Origin of the sequence: Pseudomonas benzopyrenica (assembly GCF_036884265.1) — a bacterium.
Taxonomy (GTDB): domain Bacteria; phylum Pseudomonadota; class Gammaproteobacteria; order Pseudomonadales; family Pseudomonadaceae; genus Chryseomonas; species Chryseomonas benzopyrenica.
In genome coordinates, this window is the sequence record NZ_CP145723.1 from 2,421,841 (window position 1) to 2,446,173 (window position 24,333).

Consider the following 24,333-nt stretch of genomic DNA (forward strand, 5'->3'; position numbering starts at 1 on the left):
CCCTCGACAGGAGAAGTCGAATGAAACGCTCGTCACTCGCCGTTGCCCTCGGACTGGCTCTGGCCATGCCGGCCTTTGCCGCCAACTCGCCGCTGGATCTGGTCGGTCCCATCTCCGACTACAAGATCTATGTCACCGACAACCTGGCCAAGCTCACCGAGCAGACCCAGGCCTTTACCGCAGCGGTCAAGCGTGGTGATCTGGCCACCGCGCGCAAGCTCTATGCGCCGACGCGGGTCTCCTACGAGCAGGTCGAGCCCATCGCCGAGCTGTTCAGTGACCTGGACGCCGCCATCGACTCCCGCGAAGACGATCACGAACAGGGGGTGAAATCCGAGGATTTCACCGGCTTCCATCGCCTGGAGCACGCCCTCTTCACCCAGAACACCACCGAAGGCCAGGGTCCCCTCGCCGACAAGCTGCTGGCCGACGTCAAGGACCTGCAGAGCCGCGTCGACGGCCTGACCTTCCCGCCGGAAAAGGTGGTCGGCGGCGCTGCGGCGCTGATGGAGGAAGTGGCGGCGACCAAGGTGTCGGGCGAGGAAGAACGCTACAGCCATACCGATCTGTACGATTTCCAGGCCAACGTCGATGGCGCCAAGAAGATCGTCGACCTGTTCCGCCCGCAGATCGAGAAGCAGGACCAGGCCTTTGTCGGCAAGGTCGACAAGAACTTCGCCACGGTCGACAAGATCCTGGCCAAGTACAAGACCAAGGACGGCGGCTTCGAGACCTACGACAAGGTCAGCGAGCGTGATCGCAAGGCCCTGGTCGGTCCGGTAAACACCCTGGCCGAGGACCTCTCCACTCTGCGCGGCAAGCTGGGCCTGAACTAACCGCGGCTGCTAAAACTACTGCGCGTCCGCCAGACGGGCGCGTGCAGTGCTCGGAATCCTCATGTACCGCTCGTACACTCGTGCGCGAGCCCGGTCCGGTTCCTGCGCGCCGCGCGCACCCGCCTGACAGCCGCTCGCTACGTTTTATCAACCACGGTATTCATAAGTGGTATCCGGCGCCGCCCACCCGCTTTCGCTTATCGCCGGAATAGATTTATATATAAAGAAACATCGCTTTTAAGCATATAGACCTGCTGCTATCGTGCACGGCCTAGAAAAGTCGCCAGCGCGCCCCTCGGGTGCCCAAGACTTCGATCACGCGCAGCCGTGCGCGCCGCCTGACAGCAGGATGACCATGTACGTTTACGATCAGTACGATCAGCGGATCGTCGAAGAACGTGTCGCCCAGTTTCGCGACCAGACCCGCCGCTTCCTGGCCGGAGAGCTGGGTGGCGAAGAATACCGCCCACTGCGCCTGCAGAACGGCCTCTACATCCAGCGCTATGCGCCCATGCTGCGGGTCGCCGTGCCCTATGGCCTGCTGAACACCAAACAGGTCCGCAAGCTGGCGCAGATCGCCCGTGACTACGACAAGGGCTACGCCCACATCAGTACCCGGCAGAACTTCCAGTTCAACTGGCCGGAGCTGGAAGACGTGCCCGAGATCCTCGCCGAGCTGGCCACCGTGCAGATGCATGCCATCCAGACCAGCGGCAACTGCATCCGCAACACCACCACCGACCAGTTCGCCGGTGTCGCCCATGACGAACTGATCGATCCGCGCCCCTGGTGCGAGATCATCCGCCAGTGGTCGACCTTCCACCCCGAATTCGCCTTCCTGCCGCGCAAGTTCAAGATCGCCGTCAACGGCGCCGCCCTGGATCGTGCCGCCATTGAGGTGCACGACATCGGCCTGGAAGCGGTGCGCAACGAGGCCGGCGAGCTGGGCTTCCGCGTGCTGGTCGGCGGCGGCCAGGGCCGTACCCCCCACACCGGCGAATTCATCCGCGAATTCCTGCCCTGGCAGCACCTGCTCAGCTACCTGGAAGCCACCCTGCGGGTCTACAACCGCTACGGTCGCCGCGACAACAAGTTCAAGGCGCGCATCAAGATCCTGGTCAAGGCGCTGGGTGCCGACGCCTTCGCCGAAAAGGTCGAGGCCGAATGGGCCCACCTCAAGGACGGCCCCATCACCCTGACCGACGCCGAGGTCGCGCGGGTCTCCGCCTTCTTCGTCGATCCGGCCTATGCCGAGCTGCAGGACCAGGACGAAGCCCTCGCCCGCCTGGACGCCGAGCAGCCCGGTTTCGCCCGCTGGCGTCAGCGCAACACCTTCCGCCACAAGCGTCCGGGCTATGTCGCCGTGACCCTGTCGCTCAAGCCCACCGGCGTGGCCCCGGGCGATGTCACCGATCGCCAGCTGGACGCCATGGCCGACCTCGCCGATCGCTACAGCTTCGGCGAGCTGCGCACCTCACACCAGCAGAACGTCATCTTCGCCGACGTCCGCCAGGATCAGCTGCTGGAGCTATGGCACGAGTTGCGCGAGCATGGCTTCGCCACCCCCAACATCGGCCTGCTGACCGACATGATCTGCTGCCCGGGCGGTGATTTCTGCTCCCTGGCCAACGCCAAGTCGATCCCCATCGCCGAAGCCATCCAGCGCCGTTTCGACGACCTGGACTACCTGTTCGACATCGGCGAGCTGGATCTCAACATCTCCGGCTGCATGAACGCCTGCGGTCACCACCACGTCGGCCACATCGGCATCCTGGGCGTGGACAAGAAGGGCGAGGAGTTCTACCAGGTATCCCTCGGCGGCGACGCCGGTCGTGACGCCACCCTGGCCAAGATCCTCGGCCCCTCCTTCGCCCAGGACCAGATGCCCGAGGTGATCGGCAAGCTGATCAACGTCTACGTCGAGCAACGCACCGAAGACGAGCGCTTCATCGACACCTACCGCCGTATCGGTATCGACCCCTTCAAGGAGCGCGTCTATGCAAAGAATCATTAAGGGCGACCAGCTGGTCACCGACAACTGGCACCTGCTGCCCAAGGACGTCGCCTTCGCAGACGTCCCCAATAGCGATGACGTGATCATTCCGGCTGCGCTGTGGCTGGAACACGGCCATGCCCTCACCTGCCGCGATGGCCGCCTGGGTATCTGGCTGGACAGCGACGAAGAGCCCGAGAGCATCGCCGCCGATCTCGAGCATTTCGCCCTGATCGCCATCAACTTCCCGGCCTTCGTCGACGGGCGCGGCTATTCCTATGCGCGCCTGCTGCGCGAACGCTTCGGCTGGACCGGCGAGCTGCGCGCCATCGGCGACGTCCTGCAGGACCAGCTGTTCTTTCTCAAGCGCTGTGGCTTCGACGCCTACGTGGTCCGTGCCGACCGCGATCCGGAAGCGGCGCTGGCCGGTCTGCGCGACTTCAGCGTGACCTACCAGAGCGCGGTGGATCAACCGGAGCCGTTGTTCCGTCGTCGCCAGGCCTGACCGCCCTGGAGGCAAAAAGAAACCCGCCGCGGCGGGTTTCTTTTTGCCTGGCCTTCGCTCAACCGAGATCGACGACCACGCGACCCACCATCTTGCCGGCAAGAATCTGGCTGATGGTATCGGGCAACTCTTCGAGGCCGACCTCGCGGGTCAGGCTTTCCAGGTCATCCAGCTTCCACTGCACCGAGAGCTTGTCCCACAGCGCGGCCTTGGCCATCAGCGGCAACTCGACGGAGTCCACACCCAGCAGATTCACCCCGCGCAGGATGAAGGGAAAGACCCCGGCCTCGAAGGTGGTGCCGGCCGTCATGCCGCAGCAAGCTACGCTGCCGCCGTACTCCAATGACTTGATGACATTGAAGAGGATATCGCCGCCGACGGTATCCACTGCGCCGGACCACTGCTGGTCCAGCAGCGGCTTGCCGACGCCATCGGCCAGGGTCGCACGGTCGAGGATCTGCCGAGCGCCCAGACGATGCAGCCACTCCGCGCGCTCCAGCTTGGCGGTAGAGGCCGCCACGTGATAGCCGAGCCGCGCCAAGAGCTTGACCGCCAGGCTGCCGACGCCACCGCTGGCGCCGGTCACCAGTACGGTGCCGGCCTCCGGGGTCAAGCCCATCTGTTCCAGCTTCTCGACGCACAGCGCCGCGGTGAGACCCGCGGTGCCCAGCACCATGGCCTCGCGCAGGCCGAGGTTGTCCGGACGGCGGATCACCCAGGCGGCTGGTACCCGGATGTACTGACCGAAGCCGCCGGGGGTGCTCATGCCCAGGTCATAGCCGGTGACCAGGACCTCATCGCCCACGGCGAATTCGCCGGCGCTGGATTGCTCCACCACGCCCGCCGCGTCGATGCCCGGGGTATGGGGATAGCGTCGGGTCACACCGCGGTTGCCGATGGCCGACAGGGCGTCTTTGTAGTTGAGCGAGGAATAACGCACCCGGATCAGCACCTCGCCTGCGGGCAGGTCGTCCAGGCTGCGCGTCACCACCTCTTGCCGAAAAGCACCATGGGCCCCTTCGGTCACCCAGAGCGCCTGAAAATTGCTCATCGCAGAACCTCCGTTGGAGTCTTGTTATGGGGCCGCTAGTCCTATGGACCTCAGCGCCAGCGGGTCGACTCGCCCAGGCGTTCCCACCAGGTGGTCACCAGGCGATCGACACCGAGGCTGGCCGCCATGCCCAGACGTTCGGGCAACGACTTCTTCTCGACGAAGCGCAGCGAGAAGACCTCGACCACCTGGGCCCGTTCGGCCAGGTATTCGTCGCTGGTGCGCAGCTCGTCCACCAGCTGCTTGCCCAGGGCGGCCTGGCCCAGCCAGACCTCGCCGGTGGCGACCTCGTCGATGTTGAGTTGCGGGCGGTAGTGGGCGACGAAGTTCTTGAACAGGACGTGGGTGGTGTCCAGATCGTGCTGGAATTTCTCCTTGCCCTTCTCGTCGTTCTCGCCGAACACGGTGACGGTACGCTTGTACTCACCCGCGGTGAAGACCTCGAAATCCACGTCATGCTTTTTCAGCAGGCGATGGACATTGGGCAGCTGGGCGACCACGCCGATGGAACCGAGGATGGCGAAGGGCGCACAGAGAATGCGGTCGCCGATGCAGGCCATCATGTAGCCGCCGCTGGCGGCCACCTTGTCGACGCAAATGGTCAGAGGGATCCCGGCCTGGCGGATACGCGCCAGTTGCGAGGCGGCCAGGCCATAGCTGTGGACCAGGCCACCGCCACTTTCCAGCCGCACCACCACCTCGTCCTTGGGCGTCGCCAGGGTCAGCACCGCGGTGATCTCGTTGCGCAGGTGTTCGTTGGCCGTGGCCTTGAGGTCGCCGTGGAAATCGAGAACATAGACCCGCGACTTGCCGGACTCGCTCTTGCGCTTGCTCTTCTCGGCCTTGGTCTCGCGCTTGCGCAGGGCCTTGAAGGCCTCCTTGCCCAGCACGCTTTGCTGCAATCTCAGCCGCAGATCGCGATAGAAGTCATTGAGCTTCTGCACCTGCAGCTGCCCTGCCGAGCTGCGCCGGTTGCGGCCGCGGACAGCGGCGGTGAACAACAGCACGGCGATGATGGCGACCACCACGGTGACGGTTTTGGCCAGGAAACTGGCATAGTCGGCAAGAAACTCCACGGACTCTCCTAGGATGGCGGCAGCAGTGCCCTGCCCAGCATACCGAGTCGTCCGAGCGATAGAAACTCGGCGATCCCTGGTCGGTCTTCCTGCATGGGCTACTTCTCGGCTGCGATCAGGCCGTGCGCAAGCCCCAGCCTTTCAAACAAGCGTATGAATAGCCGTTGACAGGCCTTCTGCAGCCCCCTACCCTCGGTCGAGTACCCTGCCCCTCCAGCTGGAGTGGGCCTCATCGAAAAAGACCACAAGGACCCTCGCCATGAGCGCAGCCGATGCCATCGCCACCCTGAAGAGCAAGTTCGACCCCTCCGCCGCGGCCGGTCTGGATCTCACCTATCAATTCGACGTCGAGGGCGGTGACAACTACTACGTGGTCATCAAGGACGGCACCTGCGACGTCCAGCAGGGCGACGCTGCCGATCCGGATTGCACCCTGATCATGGACCAGGCCACCCTGGCTGGTATCGTCAGCGGCGAGACCGACGGCATGCAGGCCTTCATGTCGGGCAAGCTCCGCGTCGAAGGCAACATGATGCTGAGCATGAAGCTGGGCGAACTCTTCCCCAACTAAGCGCCAGTCGCAAAAAAGCCGGGCAATCGCCCGGCTTTTTTGTGCCTGGGCTCAGGGCCGCCGCGGCGGCGCGGGCGGCGTGACATTGCCGTCCCAACCGCCACCGAGCGCCGCGATCAACTGGACACTGGTGCTGAGGCGACTGCCCAGCAGGGTCAGGTTAGTGCGTTCGTTGCTCAGGGCGGTGGTCTGCAGGGTGACCACGTCGAGATAGCCGATCAGCCCGGCCTGGTACTGATTCTCCGCCAGTTGCAGGGCGCGGCGTGCGGCGTCCAAGGCCTCCTGGCGTACGCCGGCCTCTTCGCCGTAGGTGCGCAACTGCACCAGGTAGTCTTCCACCTCGCGGAAGCCATCGAGCACGGTCTGGCGATAGCCGGCGACGCTGGCGTCGTAGCTGGCTTCGGCCGACTCCACCTGGGCCCGGCGCAGGCCAGCATCGAACAGCGACAGGGCAAAGGATGGCCCGATCGACCAGAAGCGATTCGGGGTGCTGACCAGGCTGCCCCATTGGCTAGCGCTGTAGCCACCGCTGGCGCTCAGGGTCAGGTCGGGATAGTAGGCGGCTTCGGCGACGCCGATGGCGGCATTGGCGGCCATGACCTGGCGCTCGGCCTGGGCGATGTCCGGACGCCGCTCCAACAGCGTCGAGGGCACGGCGCTCGGCAGCGGCGGCAACTCGGGAATCGTCTTGACCGCGGCCAGCTGGAAATTGGCCGGGACTTCGCCGACCAGCACCGCGATCGCATTTTCCAGCTGGGCACGCTGGTACCTGAGGTCGATGGCGTCGGCCTGGGTGCTCTTCAGCTGGGTGGTCGCCTGGGCCACATCCGCCGGCGTGACGATGCCGGCGCGGTACTGGTTCTGGGTCAGGCGCAGGGATCGCTCGTAGGCGGACACGGTGGCGTCGAGCAACCGCTGCTGGGCGTCCAGCACCCGTAACTGCAAATAGTTGGTCGCCAGTTGCGTCTGCAGACTCAGGCGGGTGGCTGCCAGCTCCGCAGCGCTGGCCTGGGCGGTAGCCCGATCCGCCTCCACCTGGCGCCTTACGCGCCCCCAGAGATCAAGCTCCCAGCTCACCCCCAGGCTGGCGTCGTAGGCGTTGCTGATGGTGCTGGTGCCACCGCTGCTGAAGGTGCCGCTGGTGCCATTGGAGTTACGGATGACGGTGTTGCTGCCCGAACCGCCGCCGCGTCCGGAACGGGTGGCGCCCAGACTGCTGGACAGGGTCGGGAACAGCGAAGCCCGCGCCTGGCTGACCAGGGCCAGCGACTGCCGATAGGTGGCCTCGGCCTGCGCCAAGCTCTGGTTGCGCTGGTTGAGCTGCACCATCAGCCGATCCAGGGTCGGGTCGTCATAGCGCCGCCACCAGTCGCTGCGCATCTCCAGGTCCTTGGGCGCGGCGGCCTGCCAGCCTTCGGCGTGGCGATAGGCGACCGGTACCGTGGTGGTCGGTCGCTGGTAATCCGGGCCCAGGGTACAGCCGGCCAGCAGCAGAGCCAGGGTCAGCGTCGGCAGGCGCAGGAATGGGGTCATAGCGGCGTATCCAGGGCAGCGTCGGTACGGATGCCGCGCCAGCGATTGACGCGGCGGCGCAGGCGTTCGAAATAGAGATAGACCACCGGGGTGGTGTAGAGGGTGAGGATCTGGCTCAGCACGAGCCCGCCGACGATCACCAGGCCCAGCGGCTGGCGCATCTCGGCGCCTTCGGTATTGCCGATCAGCAGCGGCACGGCGCCGAGGATGGCGGCCATGGTGGTCATGAGGATGGGCCTCAGGCGCAGCAGGCAGGCCTGGCGGATGCCTTCCTCGGGCGTCAGCCCCTGCTGGCGTTCCAGTTGCAGCGCCAGATCCACCATCATGATGGCGTTCTTCTTCACCACCCCGATCAGCAGGAACAGGCCGAGCATGGAAATCAGGCTGAACTGGCCGCCGGTGAGCTGGATGGCCAGCAAGGCCCCTACCCCGGCTGACGGCAGCGTCGAGAGGATGGTCAGGGGATGCACGTAGCTCTCGTAGAGCACGCCGAGCACGATGTAGACCAGCACCAGGGCACCGAGGATCATCAGCGGCTGCCCCGAGACGGTGCTGGCGAAGATGTTGGCCGAGCCGCCCAGGCGACCCTGGACATCGCTGGGCAGGCCGATGGCCGCCACCGCGCGCTGCACCGCCCGGGTCGCCTGCTCCAGGCTGACGTCCGGCGCCAGGTCGAAGTTGATGCTCTCCGAGGCGAACTGGCCGTCGTGGGTGACCCGGTCCTCGGCGAGGCTGTTGGTGTAGTAGGCGAAGGCCGACAGCGGCACCTGGGCGCCGCTGCTGGTGATGACCCGCACCTGCTCGAGGACGGTCGGGTCCTGGGCATAGCGCGGATTGATCTCCATCACCACCTTGTACTGGTTGAGCGGCTCGTAGATGGTCGAGATCTGCCGCTGGGCGAAGGAGTTGTTGAGCACCGCGGCCACGGTCTCCATGTCCACGCCGAGGCGCTTGGCCTTCTCGCGGTCGATCTGCAGGGTGATCTGCTGGGTGCTGCCCTCGCGGCCATCCACCGCGGTCAGTTCCGGCAGTGCCTTGAGCGCGGCCAGTACCTTGGGCTGCCAGGCCTGCAGCAGCTGGACGTCGCCGGAGAGCAGGTTGTACTCATAGGACGAGGTGCTCTGCTGGCGACCGCCAAATCTGAGGTCCTGGTCGGCCATGAGGAACAGCTGGGCACCCGGCACCTTGGGGGCGTTGGCGCGGATGCGCTCGATGACCTTCTGGGCATCCAGCTGGCGCTCGGCGATGGGCTTGAGGCGGATCAGCATCACCGCATTGTTCACCCCGCTGCCGGAGCCGGAGCTGCCGACGAAGCCCGAGGCGCTGGCGACCGCCGGATCGGCCAGCAGCGACTTGCGCAGGATCTCGATCTTCGGCTGCATCACCTGGAACGACAGGGCATTGTCGCCGCGGATGAAACCGATCAGTTGGCCGGTGTCCTGCTGCGGCATGAAGGTCTTGGGCACCACCACATAGAGCACCACGTTGAGCGCTATGGTGGCGATCAGGCTGAGCAGGGTCAGGCGCCGATGGCGCAGGGCCCAGCCGAGGCTGCGGTCGTAACCCGCCACCAGCCGGCGATGGGCGCGTTCGCTGAAGCGCTGCAAGCGGCCTTGGGTGGTCGGGTCATGGGGCCTGAGCCAGCGCGCGCAGAGCATGGGCGTCAGGGTCAGGGACACCACCAGGGAGACCAGGATGGCCGCCGCCAGGGTCAAGGAGAACTCGCGAAACAGCTTCTCGACGATGCCACCGATGAAGAGGATGGCGACGAAGACGGCCACCAGGGAGACGTTCATCGACAGCAGGGTGAAGCCCACCTCGCGGGTGCCCTGATAGGCGGCCTTGAGCGGCGCCATGCCGTTGTCGATGTGGCGGGCGATGTTCTCCAGCACCACGATGGCATCGTCCACCACCAGGCCCGCCGCCAGGATCAAGGCCATCAGCGACAGGGTATTGAGCGAAAAGCCGAGTAGGTACATGACGGCGAAGGTGCCCACCAGGGAGATCGGCACCGCCAGGGCCGGAATCACCGCGCTGCGTAGTCGGCCGAGGAACAGCCAGACCACGCCGATCACGAGGAAGACGGCGATGATCAGGGTCAGCTCGGCCTCGTGCAGGGTGGCCTTGATCACGCCTGAGCGGTCCATGGCCACTTCCAGGCGGGCACTGGCTGGCACGATGGCTTCCAGTGCCGGCAGGCGCGCTTTGAGCGCGGCGATGGTCTCGATGATGTTGGCATTGGCCTGGCGATTGACCACCAGCAACACCGCGCTCTGGTCGTTGTAGAAGCCGGCGTTGTAGCGGTCTTCCACCGCGTCGCTGACCTTGGCGACATCGCGCAGGCGCAATGCCGCGCCATCCTGGTAGCGGATGATCAGGGGCGCATAGTCGGCGGCCTTGAACAGCTGGTCGTTGGCCTGGATCTGCCAGTTGTGCTGGTCATTGGCCACCGCGCCCTTGGGCCGACGCTGGTTGGCGCTGTTAATGGCGGTGCGGACATCGTCCAGCGCCAGGCCATAGTGCTCCAGCTGCCGCGGCTCCAGCTCGATGCGGACCGCCGGCAAGGAGCTGCCGCCGATCTGCACCTCGCCCACGCCGTTGACCTGGGACAGGCTCTGGGCCAGCACCGTCGACGCCAGGTCGTACAGTTCGCCCTTGCTCAGGGTCTTGGAGGTCAGGGAGAACACCATGATGGGTGCCTGGGACGGATTGACCTTGCGATAGCGCGGCATCTGGCGCATGCCGCTGGGCAGCAGGTTGCGCGAGGCGTTGATGGCCGCCTGCACCTCGCGGGCGGCGGTATTGACGTCCTTGTCCAGGTCGAACTGGATGATGATCTGGGTCGAGCCCTGGCTGCTGCGGCTGGTCATGGAACTGATGCCGGCGATGCTGCCCAGGGAGCGCTCCAGGGGGGTGGCCACGCTGGAGGCCATCACCTGGGGACTGGCGCCGGACAGGGTCGCCGAGACGGTGATGGTCGGGAAATCCATCTGCGGCAGGGGCGCCACCGGCAACAGCCTAAAGGCGATGGCGCCGAGCAGCAGCAAGGCCAGGCTCAGCAGCAGGGTCGCCACCGGCCGGGCGATGAAGGGCGCCGAGAGATTCACCTCAGGCCGTCCTGCGCCGACCCAGGCGCTCGCCCAGGCGGTCGAAGGCCAGGTAGATCACCGGGGTGGTGAACAGCGTCAGCACCTGGCTCACCAGCAGGCCACCCACCATCACCAGGCCCAGCGGCTGGCGCAATTCGGCGCCAGCGCCGGTGGCCAGCATCAGCGGCACCGCGCCGAACAGCGCGGCCAGGGTGGTCATAAGGATCGGCCGGAATCTCAGCAGCGCCGCCTGGTAGATGGCCTCCTCCGGCGTGAGCCCCTGGTGGCGTTCGGCGTCGAGGGCGAAGTCGATCATCATGATGGCGTTCTTCTTGACGATGCCGATCAGCAGGATGATGCCGATCACCGCGATCAGCCCGAGGTCGTTGCCGGTGAGCAGGAGCGCCAGCAAGGCGCCGATGGCCGCCGAGGGCAGCGTCGAGAGGATGGTCAACGGATGGATGAAGCTCTCGTAGAGCACTCCCAGCACGATGTACATCACCACCACCGCCGCCAGGATCAGCAACAGGGTGCTGGACAGCGAGGCCTGGAAGGCCGCCGCCGCGCCCTGGTAGTGGGTATTGATGCCCACCGGCAGGCCGATCTCCTGCTTGGCCGCGTCGATGGCGGCCACGGCGGCACCGAGGGAAATGCCGTTCGCCAGGTTGAAGGACAGGGTCACCGCCGGGAACTGGCTGAGGTGGTTGATCACCAGACGGGTCGGCCGCTGCTCCATCTTCACCAGGCTGGACAGCCGTACCGGGGCGCGACTGGTGTCCGTGGTGGTTTCGGTCGTGTTGGCCGTGCCGGTGCCACTGCTGCCGCTGGAGGAGGTACCACTGCCCGCCTTTACCCAGACCTGGCTGAGGGCATCCGGCCCCAGGCTGTCGGCAGCGGCGCTGGCCAGCACCACCCGGTACTGGTTGGCCTGGGTGTAGATGGTCGAGATCTGCCGCTGACCGAGGGCGTCGTAGAGGGCGTCGGTGATGGCCGAGACCTGCACCCCCAGGCGCGCCGCCGCGTCGCGGTCGATGGTCAGGTACAGCTGCAGCCCCTTGTTCTGCAGGTCGCTGGTGACATCGGTGAGCTCGGGCCGCTGGTGCAGCGCCTCGGTCAGCCGCGGCACCCAGGTGTCGAGCAGAGTGGCGTCGGGTGAATCCAGGGTGAGCTGATACTGGGTGCGGCTGACCCGGTCTTCCACGCTGAGGTCCTGCACCGGCTGCATGTAGAGGGTGATGCCCACCACCTTGGCGACCGCGGGCCGCAGCCGGTCGATCACCTCCTGGGCCGTGACGTCGCGCTCGCTCTGCGGCTTGAGGTTGATCTGCATGCGACCGCTGTTGAGGGTGACGTTATCGCCATCGACGCCGATATAGGACGACAGGCTCGCCACCGCCGGGTCTTGCAGCACCACCGCGGCCAGGGCCTGTTGGCGCTCGCTCATGCCACGGAAGGAAATCGACTGGGGCGCCTCGGTGATGCCCTGGATGGAGCCGGTGTCCTGGGCTGGGAAGAAGCCCTTGGGCACCAGCAGGTAGAGCACCGCGGTAAGCACGAAGGTCGCCAGCGCCAGCAGCAGCATCAGCGCCCGATTGGCCAGCGACCAGCGCAGCGCCCGGCCGTAGCCGGCGATCAGCCGCTCCAGCCAGACCAGCTGGTGCTCGGCGGCTTCCTCGCGCTTGAGCAGGCGGGCGCACATCATCGGCGTGAGGGTAAGGGAGATCACCAGGGAGATAAGAATGGCCACCGCTAGGGTGATGGCGAATTCGCGGAACAGCCGGCCGACCACGTCCTGCATGAACAGCAGCGGGATAAGAACGGCGATCAGCGAAACGGTTAGGGACACCAGGGTGAAACCGATCTGACGGGCGCCCTTGAGCGCCGCCTCCATGGGTGTGGCGCCCTCTTCCAGATGTCGGGAGATGTTTTCCAGCATGACGATGGCGTCGTCGACGACGAAGCCGGTGGCGATGGTCAGGGCCATCAGCGACAGGTTGTTCAGCGAGAAGCCGGCCAGGTACATGGCGCCAAAGGTGCCGATCAACGACAACGGCACCGTGACCGAGGGGATCAGGGTGGCGCTGAAGCGGCGCAGGAAGACGAAGGTGACCATGACCACCAATCCCACCGCCAGCAGCATCTCGTGCTGGACGTCGGTGACCGCGGCGCGGATGGTCTCGGTACGGTCGCTGAGCACGGCGATGTCGAGACCGGCCGGCAGGCTTTCCTTGAGGCTCGGCAACAGCGCCTGGATGCGGTCGACGGTCTGGATGACGTTGGCCCCGGGCTGGCGCTGGACGTTGACCAGGATGGCGCCGCTGCGATTGGCCCAGGCGGACAGGCGGTCGTTTTCCGCGCCCTGGGCGATGGTGGCGACGTCACCCAGGCGCAGGGCGCCGTTGTCGGCGTAGTTGAGGATCAGGTCGCCATAGGCCTTGGGGTCGCGCAACTGGTCGTTGGCGTCCAGGGTGGCCACCCGAGTGGGTCCGTCGAAGCTGCCCTTGGGCTGGTTGGTGTTTTCGCTGGTGACCAGGCTGCGCACATCGGCCAGGGTCAGGTTGTGGGCCGCGAGCTTGTCGGGATCGACCTGGATGCGCACCGCCGGGCGCTGGCCGCCGGCCAGGCTGACCATCCCTACCCCGCTGACCTGGGCCAGCTTCTGCGCCATGCGGGTGTCGACCAGGTCGTAGAGCGTGGGCAGCGGCAGGGTCCTGGAGCTGATCGCCAGGGTGACGATGGGCGTATCGGCCGGATTGACCTTGTTGTACACCGGGGGCGCCGGCAGGTCGCTGGGCAGCAGGTTGTTGGCTGCGTTGATCGCCGCCTGGACCTCCTGTTCGGCAACCGACAGGTTCAGTTCCAGGTTGAATCTCAAGGTGATGACCGAGGCGCCACCAGAGCTGGTGGAGGCCATCTGCGACAGGCCCGGCATCTGCCCGAACTGACGCTCCAGCGGCGCAGTGACGGCGCTGGTCATGACATCGGGGCTGGCGCCGGGATAGAGGGTGAGCACCCGGATGGTGGGATAGTCCACCTGTGGCAGCGCCGCGACCGGCAGCAACCGATAGGCCAGCAGGCCGGCGATGAGCAGCGCCACCATCAACAGGGTGGTGGCGACCGGGCGCAGGATGAAGGGGCGCGAGATATCCATCGCGGCCGATCAGCCCTGGGTCTTGCCGGGCTTGCGTACCGCCGGCTTGGCCGGTTCGCTGGGCGCCGCCGAAGCCCCGGTGACCACCTCCACCTCGTTGCCCTCGCGCAGGCGATCGGTGCCCTCGGTCACCACCCGGTCACCGGCGGCCAAGCCTTCGGTGACCACGGTCAGACTGCCGTCATCCGGCCCCAGCTTGAGGCTGCGGACCTGGATCTTGTTGTCGGGCCCCACCACGTAGGCGAAGGTGCCATTGGAGCCGAACTGGATAGCCGCGGAAGGCACCACCAGGGCCTGATCCAGCACCTGTTCGCGCACCCGCACGGTGACGAACTGATTGGGGAACAGCGCCTCGTCGCCATTGGCGAAGCGCGCGCGAAACTTGAGGGTGCCAGTGGCCGTATCGATCTGGTTGTCGAAGCTCTGCAGGGTACCGTCGGCGACCTTGCGCGAACCGCCGCGATCCCAGGCTTCGACCGGCAGGGTCTGACCGGCGCGGGCGCGCTTGAGCAACTCGCCGAGCTGGCTTTCCGGCAGGGTGAAGACCACCGAGATCGGCTGGGTCTGGGTGATGACGGCGACCACGGTGCTGTCGTTGGCGGACAGCAGATTGCCCCCATCCAGCTGACGCAGGCCGACACGGCCGGCGATGGGCGCCTTTATCTGGGTGAAGGCCAGATTCAGCTTGGCATCGGCCACCGCTGCCTGGCTGTTCTTGAGGGTACCGCGGTACTGGTTGACCAGGGCCTCCTGGGTATCCAGCGTCTGCCTGGCGATGCTGTCCTCGCGGAACAGCCCCTGGTAGCGCTTGAGGTCCAGCTCGGCGTTGCGCAGCTGCGCCTGATTCTGCTGCAGGGTGCCCTCGGCCTGCTGCAGCGCCACCTCATAGGGGCGTGGGTCTATGGTGGCCAGCAGCTCGCCGGCCTTGACCTTCTGGCCTTCCTCGAAGGCCACCCGCACCAGTTCGCCGGCGACCCGGGTGCGCACGTTCACGGTATTGAGCGCGGTCACCGTACCGATGGACCGGCGCACGATGGGAAAGCTGCGCTGCTCCACCGCCACCACCCGCACCGGGGTCGGGCCGGTCATGCCGAAGGGCGAACGAGCCCCCTTGCCGGCCGCGGCCTCGCTCTTCTGGCCGTGCTGGTGATACCAATACCAGCCACCCGCGGCCACCAGCACCACGAGAACGAGCAGCCAGACCAGTCGGCGACGGGAGGAAGAGCTAGGCGAAGAGTCGGACATCGGAGAATACGTACACGCTGGGGAAGGCGGAAGATAAGCAGTAGCGAGACGGCTAACCAGCCCCTTTACTGCGATTTTACCTAAAGCAAAACGGGCAGACACAAAAGGCGCCTGCCCGTTTCGAAGCGCCCACCGCGTGGCGCGGTGGGTTGCCGGCGATCAGCCGAGGACGGCGAGCGCAGCCGCGTAGTCCGGCTCCTGACCGATCTCGGGCACCAGTTCGCTGTGCAGCACCCTGTCCTGTTCGTCCAGTACCACCACGGCACGAGCGGCCAGGCCTTGCAGCGGACCGCTGGCCAGGGCGACGCCATAAGCCTGCAGGAATTCGGCACCGCGCAGGGTGGAGAGGTTCATGACCCTTTCCAGGCCTTCGGCGCCACAGAAGCGCTTCTGGGCGAACGGCAGGTCGGCGGAGATGCACAGCACCAGGGTGTTATCCAGCTTGTCGACTTCGCTGTTGAACTTGCGCACCGAGGTGGCGCAGGTCGGGGTGTCGACGCTGGGGAAGATGTTGAGCACCTTGCGCTTGCCGGCGAGGCTGGCCAGGGTGATGTCCTGCAGATCGCCATTGACCAGGCTGAAGGCCGGGGCCTGTTGGCCAGGCTGCGGCAGGTTGCCCTGCACCTCGACCGGGTTGCCACGCAGATTGACGGTTGCCATGAACAGCTCCTTTCTCATGAGACGGGACAGGGAGTAAACACGTTTTCCGCACCCGATCAAAGCGTTACGCGCCCCTGCTTCAAAAATCGCGGCGATAGAAGAAATCCAGGGAATTGGCCAGACCGCTGGCGATCTCGAGATAGAGCCGGCGGGTGAGCTGGTAGCGCAGGGCGACGGTATTGGCCGAATCGAACACCCCTACCCCATAGCGCACCGACAAGCGATCGGTCAGATTTCCCGAGGCCACCACGCTGGTCTTGTCCCCCGATCCAGCGGTATCCAGCTGGAAGTTCTGGATGCCCAAGCGCTGCGCCAGGGCACCGGCGGTGCCGGAACTGCCGGCCAGGCCCAATGCCAGCGCCGCCTGGCCGAGCACGTTGTTGTCGCCTTCGCTGCCGCTGGACAGCGGCCGCCCCAGCACCAGGTAGGCCAGCGCCTGCTCCTGGCTCATGCTCGGCTCGGAGAACACTTCGATACGCGGCTGCTGGGCGAAGCCCGAGAGCCGCAATCCCGCGGTGACATTCTGCTCCTGCACCACCCGTACGGCTTCCACATCGATATAGGGCTGGGCGATAGGCCCCTGGAAGAACAGCCGAGCGCGCCTCATGGTCAGGCGCTGACCATAGGCGTTGTAGCGGCCGTTGCGCAGGTTCAGCTCGCCGCGGGTGTCGAGGTTGTCGCCGATGTGGACCTTGCCGACGATTTCCGCGGACAGGCCAAAGGCGTCGAAGGTGAGCTTGTCGGAACCGACCAGCACATCGACGTCCATGGCGATCTGCATGGCCTGCTGCCTGGCCGGGGCCTCCTGGCCGACGATGACGGCATCGTCCGACACCTTGACCGTGGACGGCGGCAGCTGCTGCACCTGGATGCGCCCACGCGGCACCCGGACCTCACCGGCCAGGGCCAGGCGGCCGTTCTGCATGAGGATCTTGAGATTGGGCGCCACTTCCAGCTGCGCATAGGGCTCGACGTTGACGGGAAGCTTGTCGCCGGTGACCGCTACGTCGACGTCCAGGCCATTGGCCCAGCCGACGCTGCCCCGGATCTGGCCGCGCCCCTGGGTGCCGCTGCGCCAGCCGCCGTCGAGCAAGACGGTGTCGCCCTGGATACGGGCGGTCAGGCCGAGGTCCTGCAGGCGCGTCGGCACGCTGCCGCCGCCGATGTCGCCGCCGCTGAGCTGGATCTGGCCGTTGACCCGCGGTTGCAGCAGGGTTCCGCCCAGCTCGCCGGCGCCGTTGATCTTGCCTTCGAGATGTTCGATGCCCTCGACGAAGGCCTTGCCGAGAGCCAGATTCAGGCCCTGCAACTGGAAGCGACCGGCCAGGGCCTGATTCGGATCGCGAGGGTCCAACCGGGCCTGGACGTCGAGCCGGCCGAGGTCGGCACTGGTCAGGCGCACCTGGGTGTCCACCTGCTGCGGTTTCAGGGCGCTGGTGACGTCCAGGCTGTCGTAGCTGAAGGTCTGCCACTGGCCCGCGGCGTCGCGCAACCTGAGGCTGCCACGGCCGGCCTGGAGACGGATCTCGCCATCGGGTCCGGCCTTGGGCAGGCGCAGGTCGACGTCGCCATCGAGGGTGCCCTGCCAGGCCAGTTCCGGGGGCAGCAGCGGTTGCAGACTGGCGAGCGGGAAGGCGCGCAGGTGCCAGGCGAGACGGGTGTCGGGCAGTAGCTGCTGATCGTCGCCGCAAAGGCTGGCCGCGCCGGACCGCCAGCAATGCCGGCCCAGTTCCAGGCGCCCGTTGGCCAGGCGTTCGATGCGCGCGGGGCTTTGTAGGGTCCAGTTCTGGCCGCTGGCGGCAACCGAGCCGCGGGCCAGCTGGCCCTTCCAGTCGCCGTTGTCGGCCAGGGTACCGCCGGCCGCGAGCGCCAGGTTGAGCTGGGGCCCCTTGAGCGACAGCTCGGCCTGCTGCTGGCGGCGATCGCCCTGCCCCTGCAGGCGTAAGACGCCAAAATCGCGTCCGGCCGCCTGCAGGCCTTGGGCGGTCAGGTCCAGCTTGCCGCGCTGGCGATCGTCCAGAGTGGCCGCCAGCCCCAGGCTGCTCATGCGGTTGTCGGCATAGGCGAGCTGGCGCCCGTCGAGACGCAGCTGACCAGCCGGCGCCTTAAGGGTGCCGGCCAGATCCAGGCGGCCCTGGGCGCTGCCGGACAGATCGGGCCAGAGTTGGCCGAGGCGCCGCAAATCCAGTTGCAGCTGGCCCTGCAGCCGTTGATCGAGCGCGCCCTGCCCCTGGATGCGGTTGTCACCCAGGCGGATGTCCACCTGCGAGACCTGCCATTGCTCGCCAGCGCCCTTGGCCTTGGCGGCCAGTACGGCCGGCTGGTTGCGCAGCCGTCCCTTGAGGTCCAGATCGGCATCCAGCTGCAGGCGGCCATCCTTGAAGGCACCGGAACTGCGCAGCGGACCGGCCAGGCTGCCGGGCAGCTGGGCGACCCAGAAGGCCGGATCCAGGCGACTCAGATCGAGGGCCACCTGCCAGCTCACGCCGTCGGCGAAGCCCAGGTTGACCTTGCCCTGCGCCCGCCCCTGGCCGGCCTGGAGATCCAGCGAGGGCAGATTGAGCTGGGTGGTATCGCCACTGAAGGGGGTGGCCAGGGTGAAGGCACCGGCCGGACCGGTGGCCGCGGCCTTGAGATTGCCCAAATAGGCACCGTCTCTATAGGCCACCTCGCCCTGCAGACGCTGCAGGCTCACCGGGGGCTCCGCCATGGGATACAGCCGGCGCCAGGGGAAGTCGCGCCAATCCAGGGTGGCGTCGGCGGCGAGCCCCTGCTGCCAGTCGACCTGGCCGGCCAGCGCCACGCGCTGCTCGGGCGCGGCCTGCAGGCGCAAGGCCGCGACCCGCGCGCCCTTAGCATCGACGCGGCCCTCCAGATTCAGGTCCACCGGACCACCCTCGCCCGGCAGTTTCGCGTGGCCGACCAGGGCGTAGCCCGCAGCCAGATCGCCTCGCGCGGTCAGCTTGAGGTCGTTCAGCCGCAGGGTATCGGGCAGGCTGGCGGCCGCCTTGAAGCCATCGGCCACCAATTGCAGATCGGCCGGGACGTTGTCCACCAGCGGCTGCACCGTGCCGGTCAAGCGTCCGGGCAGATAGCCGCTGCTGTCGGCCTCCAGGCGCAGGGTCTGCTGCAGCTCGCCCTCCAGCTTGAGCGCCAGTGACCAGGGCGCGGCCTCCGGCGCAGGCAGGCCGAGGGTGCCCTGCAGCTGCAGCGGCCAGTCGCCATTCGGCTGCAGCTGGCCATGGGTATCGAGGGTGATGCCATGGGCGATGCCGGCCATTCGCTCAATGGCGATGCCATCAGCCTGCCAGCGGGCCTGGAGTTCCAGGTCGCGGGCCTGCTCGGCGCCGTTGTAGCGGATCTCACCGATCCGCACCTCGCCCAGCTGAATACCGACCGGCAGGCCCAGGCGGGGTAGCTGGATCGGCCCGCTGCTTTCCGGCTGGGGCTCGTTGCTGGGGGCCTGGTCAATGGCGATGCGCGAGGCGACCAGGGTATCGATGCACAGCTGCAGCCTGAGCAGGCAGCCGGGTCGCCAGGCGAATTCGGGGGCCTCGACCGTTACCCGGGTGGCGCCCCCCTCCCAGACCAGCTGCCGAGCCTGCCAATGGCCACCCAGGCGCCCCTGAAACTCGGTCAGGGTCAGACCCGGCACCCGCTCCAGCACCAGGCGGCCGATGCCGGCGTTGCCCAGGACCAGGGCCAGCAACAGGATCAGCCCACCGAGCAGGGTCGCCAGCACGCCAAGGATGACACCACCTACCGACTTCACAGCTCAGGTCCTATGGAAAAGTGCAGGCGGATGCCGCCGGGTTCGTCGAGGCCGTGGGCCAAGTCGACGCGGATCGGCCCGACTGGCGAGACCCAGCGCACGCCCACGCCGACGCTGGTCTTGAGTTCGTAGTTGTTGAGGTCGTTGAAGGCGCTGCCCTGATCGATAAAGGTCGCCAGGCGCCATTTGTCGCGCAGGGGATACTGGTACTCCATACCGCCGGCCACCAGGTAGCGACCGCCGACATAGTCGCCCTCGTCGTTTTCCGGTGACAGGGTCTGGTAGTCGTAGCCGCGAACGCTCTGATCGCCACCGGCGAAGAAGCGCAGCGACGGCGGGATCTTGTTGTAGCCATTGGTGAGGTTGCCGCCCAATTGCAGGCGTCCGAGGAAGCGATGGCCGTCGCCCACGGTGATCAACCCGCGGGCCAGCGCCGTGGCGTGAATCATGTTGGCGTCGGAGAGCAGCCCCTCCTTCGCCGCCGAGACGCCGAATTGCAGGCGGTAGCCGCGATTGGGATCGATGCGGTTGTCACTGCGCAACAGTGAGAAATCGACCCCCGGCATCACCAGGTTGGAGGTGCCTTCGTCATTGCCCAGGCGATAACTTTCGTTGCGCCACTTGAGCGAGAGCACCCGCTCCCAGCCATTGGGAAACTTGCGATGCCACTCGGGACCCACGGTCAGCAACTGGCTGAGGGAATCGTCGTCGGCGATCTGCTCGTACTGGTAGCCGCCGGCGAAGCGGAACTTGTCATTGATCGGGTCCTGCCCGGGAATGTCGTACCAGGTGGCAATGCTCTGGCGTGGCGCCGACAGCTCCGCCTCCGCACCCAGGCTGTGGCCCTGGGGGTTGAGCCAATGGTTCTCCCAGGTGAATCTCAGCCGTGGACCGACATCGGTGGAATAGCCGGGGCCGAAACCGAAGGTCCGTGGCTTGCGAGTCCGCAGCGTGACCGTCACCGGCACCTCGGCGGCACCTTCCTGCTTGGGATAGGTGTCGAGCCGGGCGCCATCGAAGAAGCCGCTGGCCAGCAGGTTGCTCTGGAAATCGGCGATCAGCTCGGAATCGTAGGGCGTGCCCTGGGCGAAGGGCACCATACGCTGCAGCAGATCGGGATCGAAAGGGGCATCCCCTTCGAAGGACACGTTGCCAAGGACGAAGCGCGGCCCGCTGTCGAACACCAGGGCGATGTCGGCGAAGCCAGTGGCGGGATCGATCCGCAGCTGGTGCTGGGTAAAGGTGCCGCGAAAGAAGCCATACCGCTGCGCCTGATTCTGGATCAGGCTCTTGGCATCTTCATAGAGTCCCTGGTTCAGCGGCTGGCCTGGCTTCAAGCCGGCCGGAATCGGCCGCTGAAAGGCCCGCAATCGCCGCGCTGGCCCCTCGATGCGGATATCCACGTTACGCAGCTTGATCGGCTCGCCGGGTCGCACCTCGACGACCAGCCGCGGTGTCTCGCCACTCTCTACCCGAGTCTCGATCTGCGCGTGGTAGTAGCCGAGCGCCTGAGCCGCCTGCTCGGCCTGCCGTTCCGTCGCCGGACGCAGGCGCTGCAGCCCGGCGACATCGCGCCCTTCCACCGAGCCGATATAGGCCTGGATGTTGTCTCGCAGGGGGTTGTTGGCCGGTCGGACGCGAACGCTGACCTCGGCCGGTGCCGCCCAGGCCATGCCGTGCAGACAACAAACTCCAATCAGGGCGCAGCGTAGAGCGTTCTTAGTCATACGGAGATGCTAACGGGCGTTGCGCTGTGAGACAAACAGGAGTGGCCAGGGTTCGCCAGGTCGCCGCTGCGACAGGAGGCTTTCTGCTAGGCTAGGGCCATCCATTTTCCAGGACAGCTTCATGAAGATAGTCTGCTTCAATATCAACGGCTTACGCGCAAGACCTCATCAACTTTCCGCCATCATCGAACGCTATGATCCGGATGTGATCGGCCTGCAGGAAACCAAGGTCTCGGACGATCAGTTCCCGCGCGAGGAAGTCGAGGCCCTGGGTTACCACGTGCACTATCACGGCCAGAAGGGCCACTACGGAGTGGCCCTGCTGTCGCGCCTGGCGCCGCTGGAATTGCACAGGGGTTTTCCCGGCGATGGTGAAGAGTCGCAAAAGAGATTCATCTATGGCGTCTTCGCCGACCGAAAGGGTCAGCCACTGGTGGTCATGAACGGCTATTTTCCCCAAGGGGAGAATATCGCTCACCCAACAAAATTCCCTGGCAAGAGGAAGTTCTACGCGGATCTTCAGAATCTACTTGAAGAGCGTTTCACGCCGGACACGCCCTTGCTGCTCATGGGGGATTTCAATATCTCCGCCCAGGACCACGACATCGGCATAGGTGCGGTCAACGCCAAGCGCTGGCTGCGCACGGGCGCCTGCAGTTTCCAGCCGGAAGAACGCGAATGGATGCAGCGACTGCTGGACTGGGGCCTGATCGACAGCTATCGCCAGCTGCATCCGGACGTCGACGACAGGTTCAGCTGGTTCCCCTATCGCAGCCGCGGCTTCGAGGACGAACCCAAGCGCGGCCTGCGCATCGATACCATCCTCGCGTCTCGGGTGCTGCGCGAACGGATCGTCTCGGCCGGCATTGACTATGAGATCCGCGGCATGGAGAAGCCCTCCGACCACGCGCCGATCTGGCTAGAATTGACCTGAGGTGCTGTCACATCGGCGTCATGTGGCCTGCCTAAGGTGGCGGCCTCGTCTCAGGCTCGAGGCCTATTCCATGAACGGCTCTGCCCCGGTATTCCGCCGCGCCTTCCTGCGGCGAGCGGTGCTCGCGACCTTGCTGCCCCTGCTGCCTTCGCCCCTTCTGGCCGGCGAACCCACCACTGTCATTCTGCGCCTGCAAGGCTCCAACACGATCAACGCGAACCTGGGCCCGCGCTTGGTCGCGGCCCTGCTCGCCGAGCGCGGCTATCGGGATCCACAGGTGATACCTGCCACCGTGATGGACGAATGGCAGCTGGTGGCCCGGGCGCCGAATGGCAGTGCCGTGGCCATACAGATCGCCGCCCATGGCTCCAGCACCGGCTTCAACGCCCTGGCCGCGGGCACCACGGATCTCGCCGCGGCCTCCCGGCCCATCAAGGACAATGAAGTCAGCGCCCTGGCCAATCTGGGTGACATGGGCAGCAAGGACGCGGAGTACGTGATCGGGCTGGATGGCCTGGCGATCATCGTGCATCCCGCCAATCCCCTGCGAGAGCTCGATCTCCAGCAATTGGCGCAGGTCTTCGCTGGCGATGTCACCGATTGGCAGCAACTAGGCGGCCCGTCCGGGCCGATCCGGATCTATGCGCGGGATGATCGATCGGGCACCTACGACACCTTTCGCGAGCTGGTGCTGAATCCTGCCGGCAAACGCCTGAGTACGGCCGCCAAGCGCTTCGAGTCCAATGAAGAATTGGCGCAGCAGGTGGCTGCCGATCCTGGGGGCATCGGTTTCACCAGCCTGGCGGCTGCCGTCAAGGCGCCAAAGCTCGCCCTGCGTGACGGTGAAGGCCGCGCCATAGCACCCAGCGAAGCCAGCATCGCCACCGAGGACTATCCACTCGCCCGGCGACTCTTCCTCTATGGCTCGCCCGCCCAGCGCTCGGACTGGGCGCGCAGTCTGCTGGAGTTCAGCCAGACCCCTGCCGGCCAGGCGGTGGTGCAACAAAGCGGCTTCGTCGCCCAGCGCATCGAACCCCTGACCATCAGCGATACCCGTGGCATGCCACCCGCCTATCTGGAGCTGGCTCGCCGCGCCCAGCGCCTTACGGTGAATTTCCGCTTCACCGCCGGCAGCGCGCGCCTGGATAACAAGGCACTGCGCGATGTCGAGCGCCTGGCCGCCTTCATGCGCCGGCCGGAAAACGCCCATCGGCAGCTGATCCTGGTGGGCTTCAACGACGCCACCGAGGATCCGGCACGGGCGGCGCTGCTGGCCCGTCTGCGCGCCACCGCGGTCGCCACGGCGCTGCGCCACCAGCAAGCCTTCGCTGGTGAGCTGCTCTCCCTTGGCGACCAACTGCCTGTCGCAGGGCTGTCAGCCAACGGCCGGGTAAAGAATCGGCGGGTTGAGGCGTGGATTCAATAGGGACCGGTCGGGCCTTTCCAGGAAGCGACTTGGGGCAACACGGGAACGTCTCCCGCAATGCTGTTCGGGTTCGTGCCAGGCACCCCAGGTGCCACTATCGATAGCGATAGTCATCCCGATCAAGACTTAAAGTACTTTCTCAACATACGTCTAGAATCTAAATCAAAAATCGCATCCAACTTTTTGATTTAGAACGGATATTTCCATGAATTTTTGCGATAGCGGGGTGAGGACAAGCGGGACTATCGGGAGGCAGGCGCCACCTTCTCCAGCCCTTGCAGACGCTCGCCCGCGCGAATCCCCCGCGTCGAAAACCAGCCAGCCTGGGTTTCCAGGGCATAGCGCGCCGGGGCCCGGGAGCAGTGGCGGGTATCGGTCAGCGGCTGCATTTCGACGGTATTGAGGATCTTGCCGCCGGCATCGATGAAGGCGGCGGCTAGCGCGCTGGGGGTATCGCGCATCCACAGGCAGCGTTCGTCATCCCCGGCAAAGACGAACAGCATGCCTTCGTGGGCTGCCAATGGCGGTCGCCCCATGAGTCCCTGGGCCCGCTGGGCTGGAGTCGTTGCCACTTCTACAGCGAGGCGCTGGTCGCCGATCCGCAGCTCGATGCGCTGTGCCGCCCAGGTGGGCATAGCCGCCAGTGCGGCCAGCAGCAGGCCGCTCCGACCAGGGCCCAGCGCCCGTTTCGCTCCGTCTCGACCCTGGATAAAAAATGTCATCGCATGTGACCTTTGCCAGGCGAAAGCAATCTATCCCACATT

The 24,333-nt window shown here is 66.1% G+C and carries 16 protein-coding genes and 1 other RNA gene; 7 read left to right on the forward strand and 10 right to left on the reverse strand.

What is annotated here, in order from left to right:
• The first annotated feature begins 20 nt into the window (after positions 1 to 20).
• From efeO to V6W80_RS11440, 4 genes are all read left to right on the forward strand, one after another.
• Positions 21 to 836: an iron uptake system protein EfeO gene (gene efeO, locus V6W80_RS11425; RefSeq protein ID WP_338547202.1), complete on the forward strand. Its 816-nt coding sequence runs from the start codon at positions 21 to 23 to the stop codon at positions 834 to 836.
• Positions 837 to 914: 78 nt separating this feature from the next.
• A non-coding RNA gene (locus V6W80_RS11430) (sX9 sRNA) lies at positions 915 to 989 on the forward strand.
• Positions 990 to 1,191: 202 nt separating this feature from the next.
• Positions 1,192 to 2,850: a nitrite/sulfite reductase gene (locus V6W80_RS11435; protein ID WP_338547204.1), complete on the forward strand. Its 1,659-nt coding sequence runs from the start codon at positions 1,192 to 1,194 to the stop codon at positions 2,848 to 2,850.
• Positions 2,834 to 3,334, forward strand: coding sequence for a DUF934 domain-containing protein (locus V6W80_RS11440; protein ID WP_173147539.1), 501 nt, complete (start codon positions 2,834 to 2,836; stop codon positions 3,332 to 3,334). Before V6W80_RS11435 ends, V6W80_RS11440 begins: the two co-directional genes overlap by 17 nt.
• A 58-nt stretch (positions 3,335 to 3,392) precedes the next feature.
• On the opposite strand, the gene V6W80_RS11445 is transcribed toward V6W80_RS11440, so the two are convergent.
• Positions 3,393 to 4,385 (reverse strand): YhdH/YhfP family quinone oxidoreductase, encoded by a 993-nt coding sequence (locus tag V6W80_RS11445; RefSeq protein ID WP_257706032.1) that lies wholly within the window; start codon positions 4,383 to 4,385, stop codon positions 3,393 to 3,395.
• A gap of 50 nt (positions 4,386 to 4,435) precedes the next feature.
• Positions 4,436 to 5,461 carry a protease SohB gene (sohB, locus tag V6W80_RS11450; RefSeq protein ID WP_093251183.1) on the reverse strand — a complete coding sequence of 342 codons (1,026 nt, stop codon included), beginning with the start codon at positions 5,459 to 5,461 and terminating at the stop codon, positions 4,436 to 4,438.
• A 259-nt stretch (positions 5,462 to 5,720) separates the two neighbouring features.
• Between sohB and V6W80_RS11455 the strand changes: the two genes are divergently transcribed.
• Positions 5,721 to 6,032 (forward strand): SCP2 sterol-binding domain-containing protein, encoded by a 312-nt coding sequence (locus tag V6W80_RS11455; protein WP_058765123.1) that lies wholly within the window; start codon positions 5,721 to 5,723, stop codon positions 6,030 to 6,032.
• A 51-nt stretch (positions 6,033 to 6,083) separates the two neighbouring features.
• Here the strand turns inward: V6W80_RS11455 and V6W80_RS11460 are convergent, their stop codons facing one another.
• The 7 genes from V6W80_RS11460 to V6W80_RS11490 form a co-directional block, all read right to left on the reverse strand.
• On the reverse strand, positions 6,084 to 7,565 hold the full coding sequence (locus tag V6W80_RS11460; RefSeq protein ID WP_338547205.1) for an efflux transporter outer membrane subunit: 1,482 nt from the start codon (positions 7,563 to 7,565) through the stop codon (positions 6,084 to 6,086).
• Positions 7,562 to 10,672 (reverse strand): efflux RND transporter permease subunit, encoded by a 3,111-nt coding sequence (locus tag V6W80_RS11465; RefSeq protein ID WP_184287954.1) that lies wholly within the window; start codon positions 10,670 to 10,672, stop codon positions 7,562 to 7,564. The genes V6W80_RS11460 and V6W80_RS11465 overlap by 4 nt, the downstream gene beginning before the upstream one ends.
• 1 nt (position 10,673) lies before the next feature.
• The gene (locus V6W80_RS11470) at positions 10,674 to 13,805 is read right to left on the reverse strand and encodes an efflux RND transporter permease subunit (RefSeq protein ID WP_338547207.1); all 3,132 of its coding nucleotides are present in this window, start codon (positions 13,803 to 13,805) and stop codon (positions 10,674 to 10,676) included.
• 9 nt (positions 13,806 to 13,814) lie between these two features.
• Positions 13,815 to 15,050, reverse strand: coding sequence for an MdtA/MuxA family multidrug efflux RND transporter periplasmic adaptor subunit (locus tag V6W80_RS11475; RefSeq protein WP_257706027.1), 1,236 nt, complete (start codon positions 15,048 to 15,050; stop codon positions 13,815 to 13,817).
• 159 nt (positions 15,051 to 15,209) lie between these two features.
• The gene (gene tpx, locus V6W80_RS11480; protein ID WP_338547209.1) at positions 15,210 to 15,710 is read right to left on the reverse strand and encodes a thiol peroxidase; all 501 of its coding nucleotides are present in this window, start codon (positions 15,708 to 15,710) and stop codon (positions 15,210 to 15,212) included.
• Between the two features lie 79 nt (positions 15,711 to 15,789).
• Positions 15,790 to 19,482: a translocation/assembly module TamB domain-containing protein gene (locus tag V6W80_RS11485; RefSeq protein ID WP_338547210.1), complete on the reverse strand. Its 3,693-nt coding sequence runs from the start codon at positions 19,480 to 19,482 to the stop codon at positions 15,790 to 15,792.
• A complete protein-coding gene (locus tag V6W80_RS11490; RefSeq protein WP_338547411.1) occupies positions 19,479 to 21,155 on the reverse strand; it encodes an autotransporter assembly complex protein TamA in 1,677 nt (558 codons plus the stop codon). Before V6W80_RS11490 ends, V6W80_RS11485 begins: the two co-directional genes overlap by 4 nt.
• Before the next feature lie 175 nt (positions 21,156 to 21,330).
• Between V6W80_RS11490 and xthA the strand changes: the two genes are divergently transcribed.
• Positions 21,331 to 22,143, forward strand: a complete 813-nt coding sequence (gene xthA, locus V6W80_RS11495; RefSeq protein WP_017640553.1) for an exodeoxyribonuclease III — start codon at positions 21,331 to 21,333, stop codon at positions 22,141 to 22,143.
• Positions 22,144 to 22,213: 70 nt separating this feature from the next.
• Positions 22,214 to 23,569, forward strand: coding sequence for a substrate-binding domain-containing protein (locus tag V6W80_RS11500; RefSeq protein WP_338547213.1), 1,356 nt, complete (start codon positions 22,214 to 22,216; stop codon positions 23,567 to 23,569).
• Between the two features lie 242 nt (positions 23,570 to 23,811).
• On the opposite strand, the gene V6W80_RS11505 is transcribed toward V6W80_RS11500, so the two are convergent.
• On the reverse strand, positions 23,812 to 24,291 hold the full coding sequence (locus tag V6W80_RS11505) for a DUF192 domain-containing protein (RefSeq protein ID WP_338547214.1): 480 nt from the start codon (positions 24,289 to 24,291) through the stop codon (positions 23,812 to 23,814).
• Positions 24,292 to 24,333 lie beyond the last annotated feature (42 nt).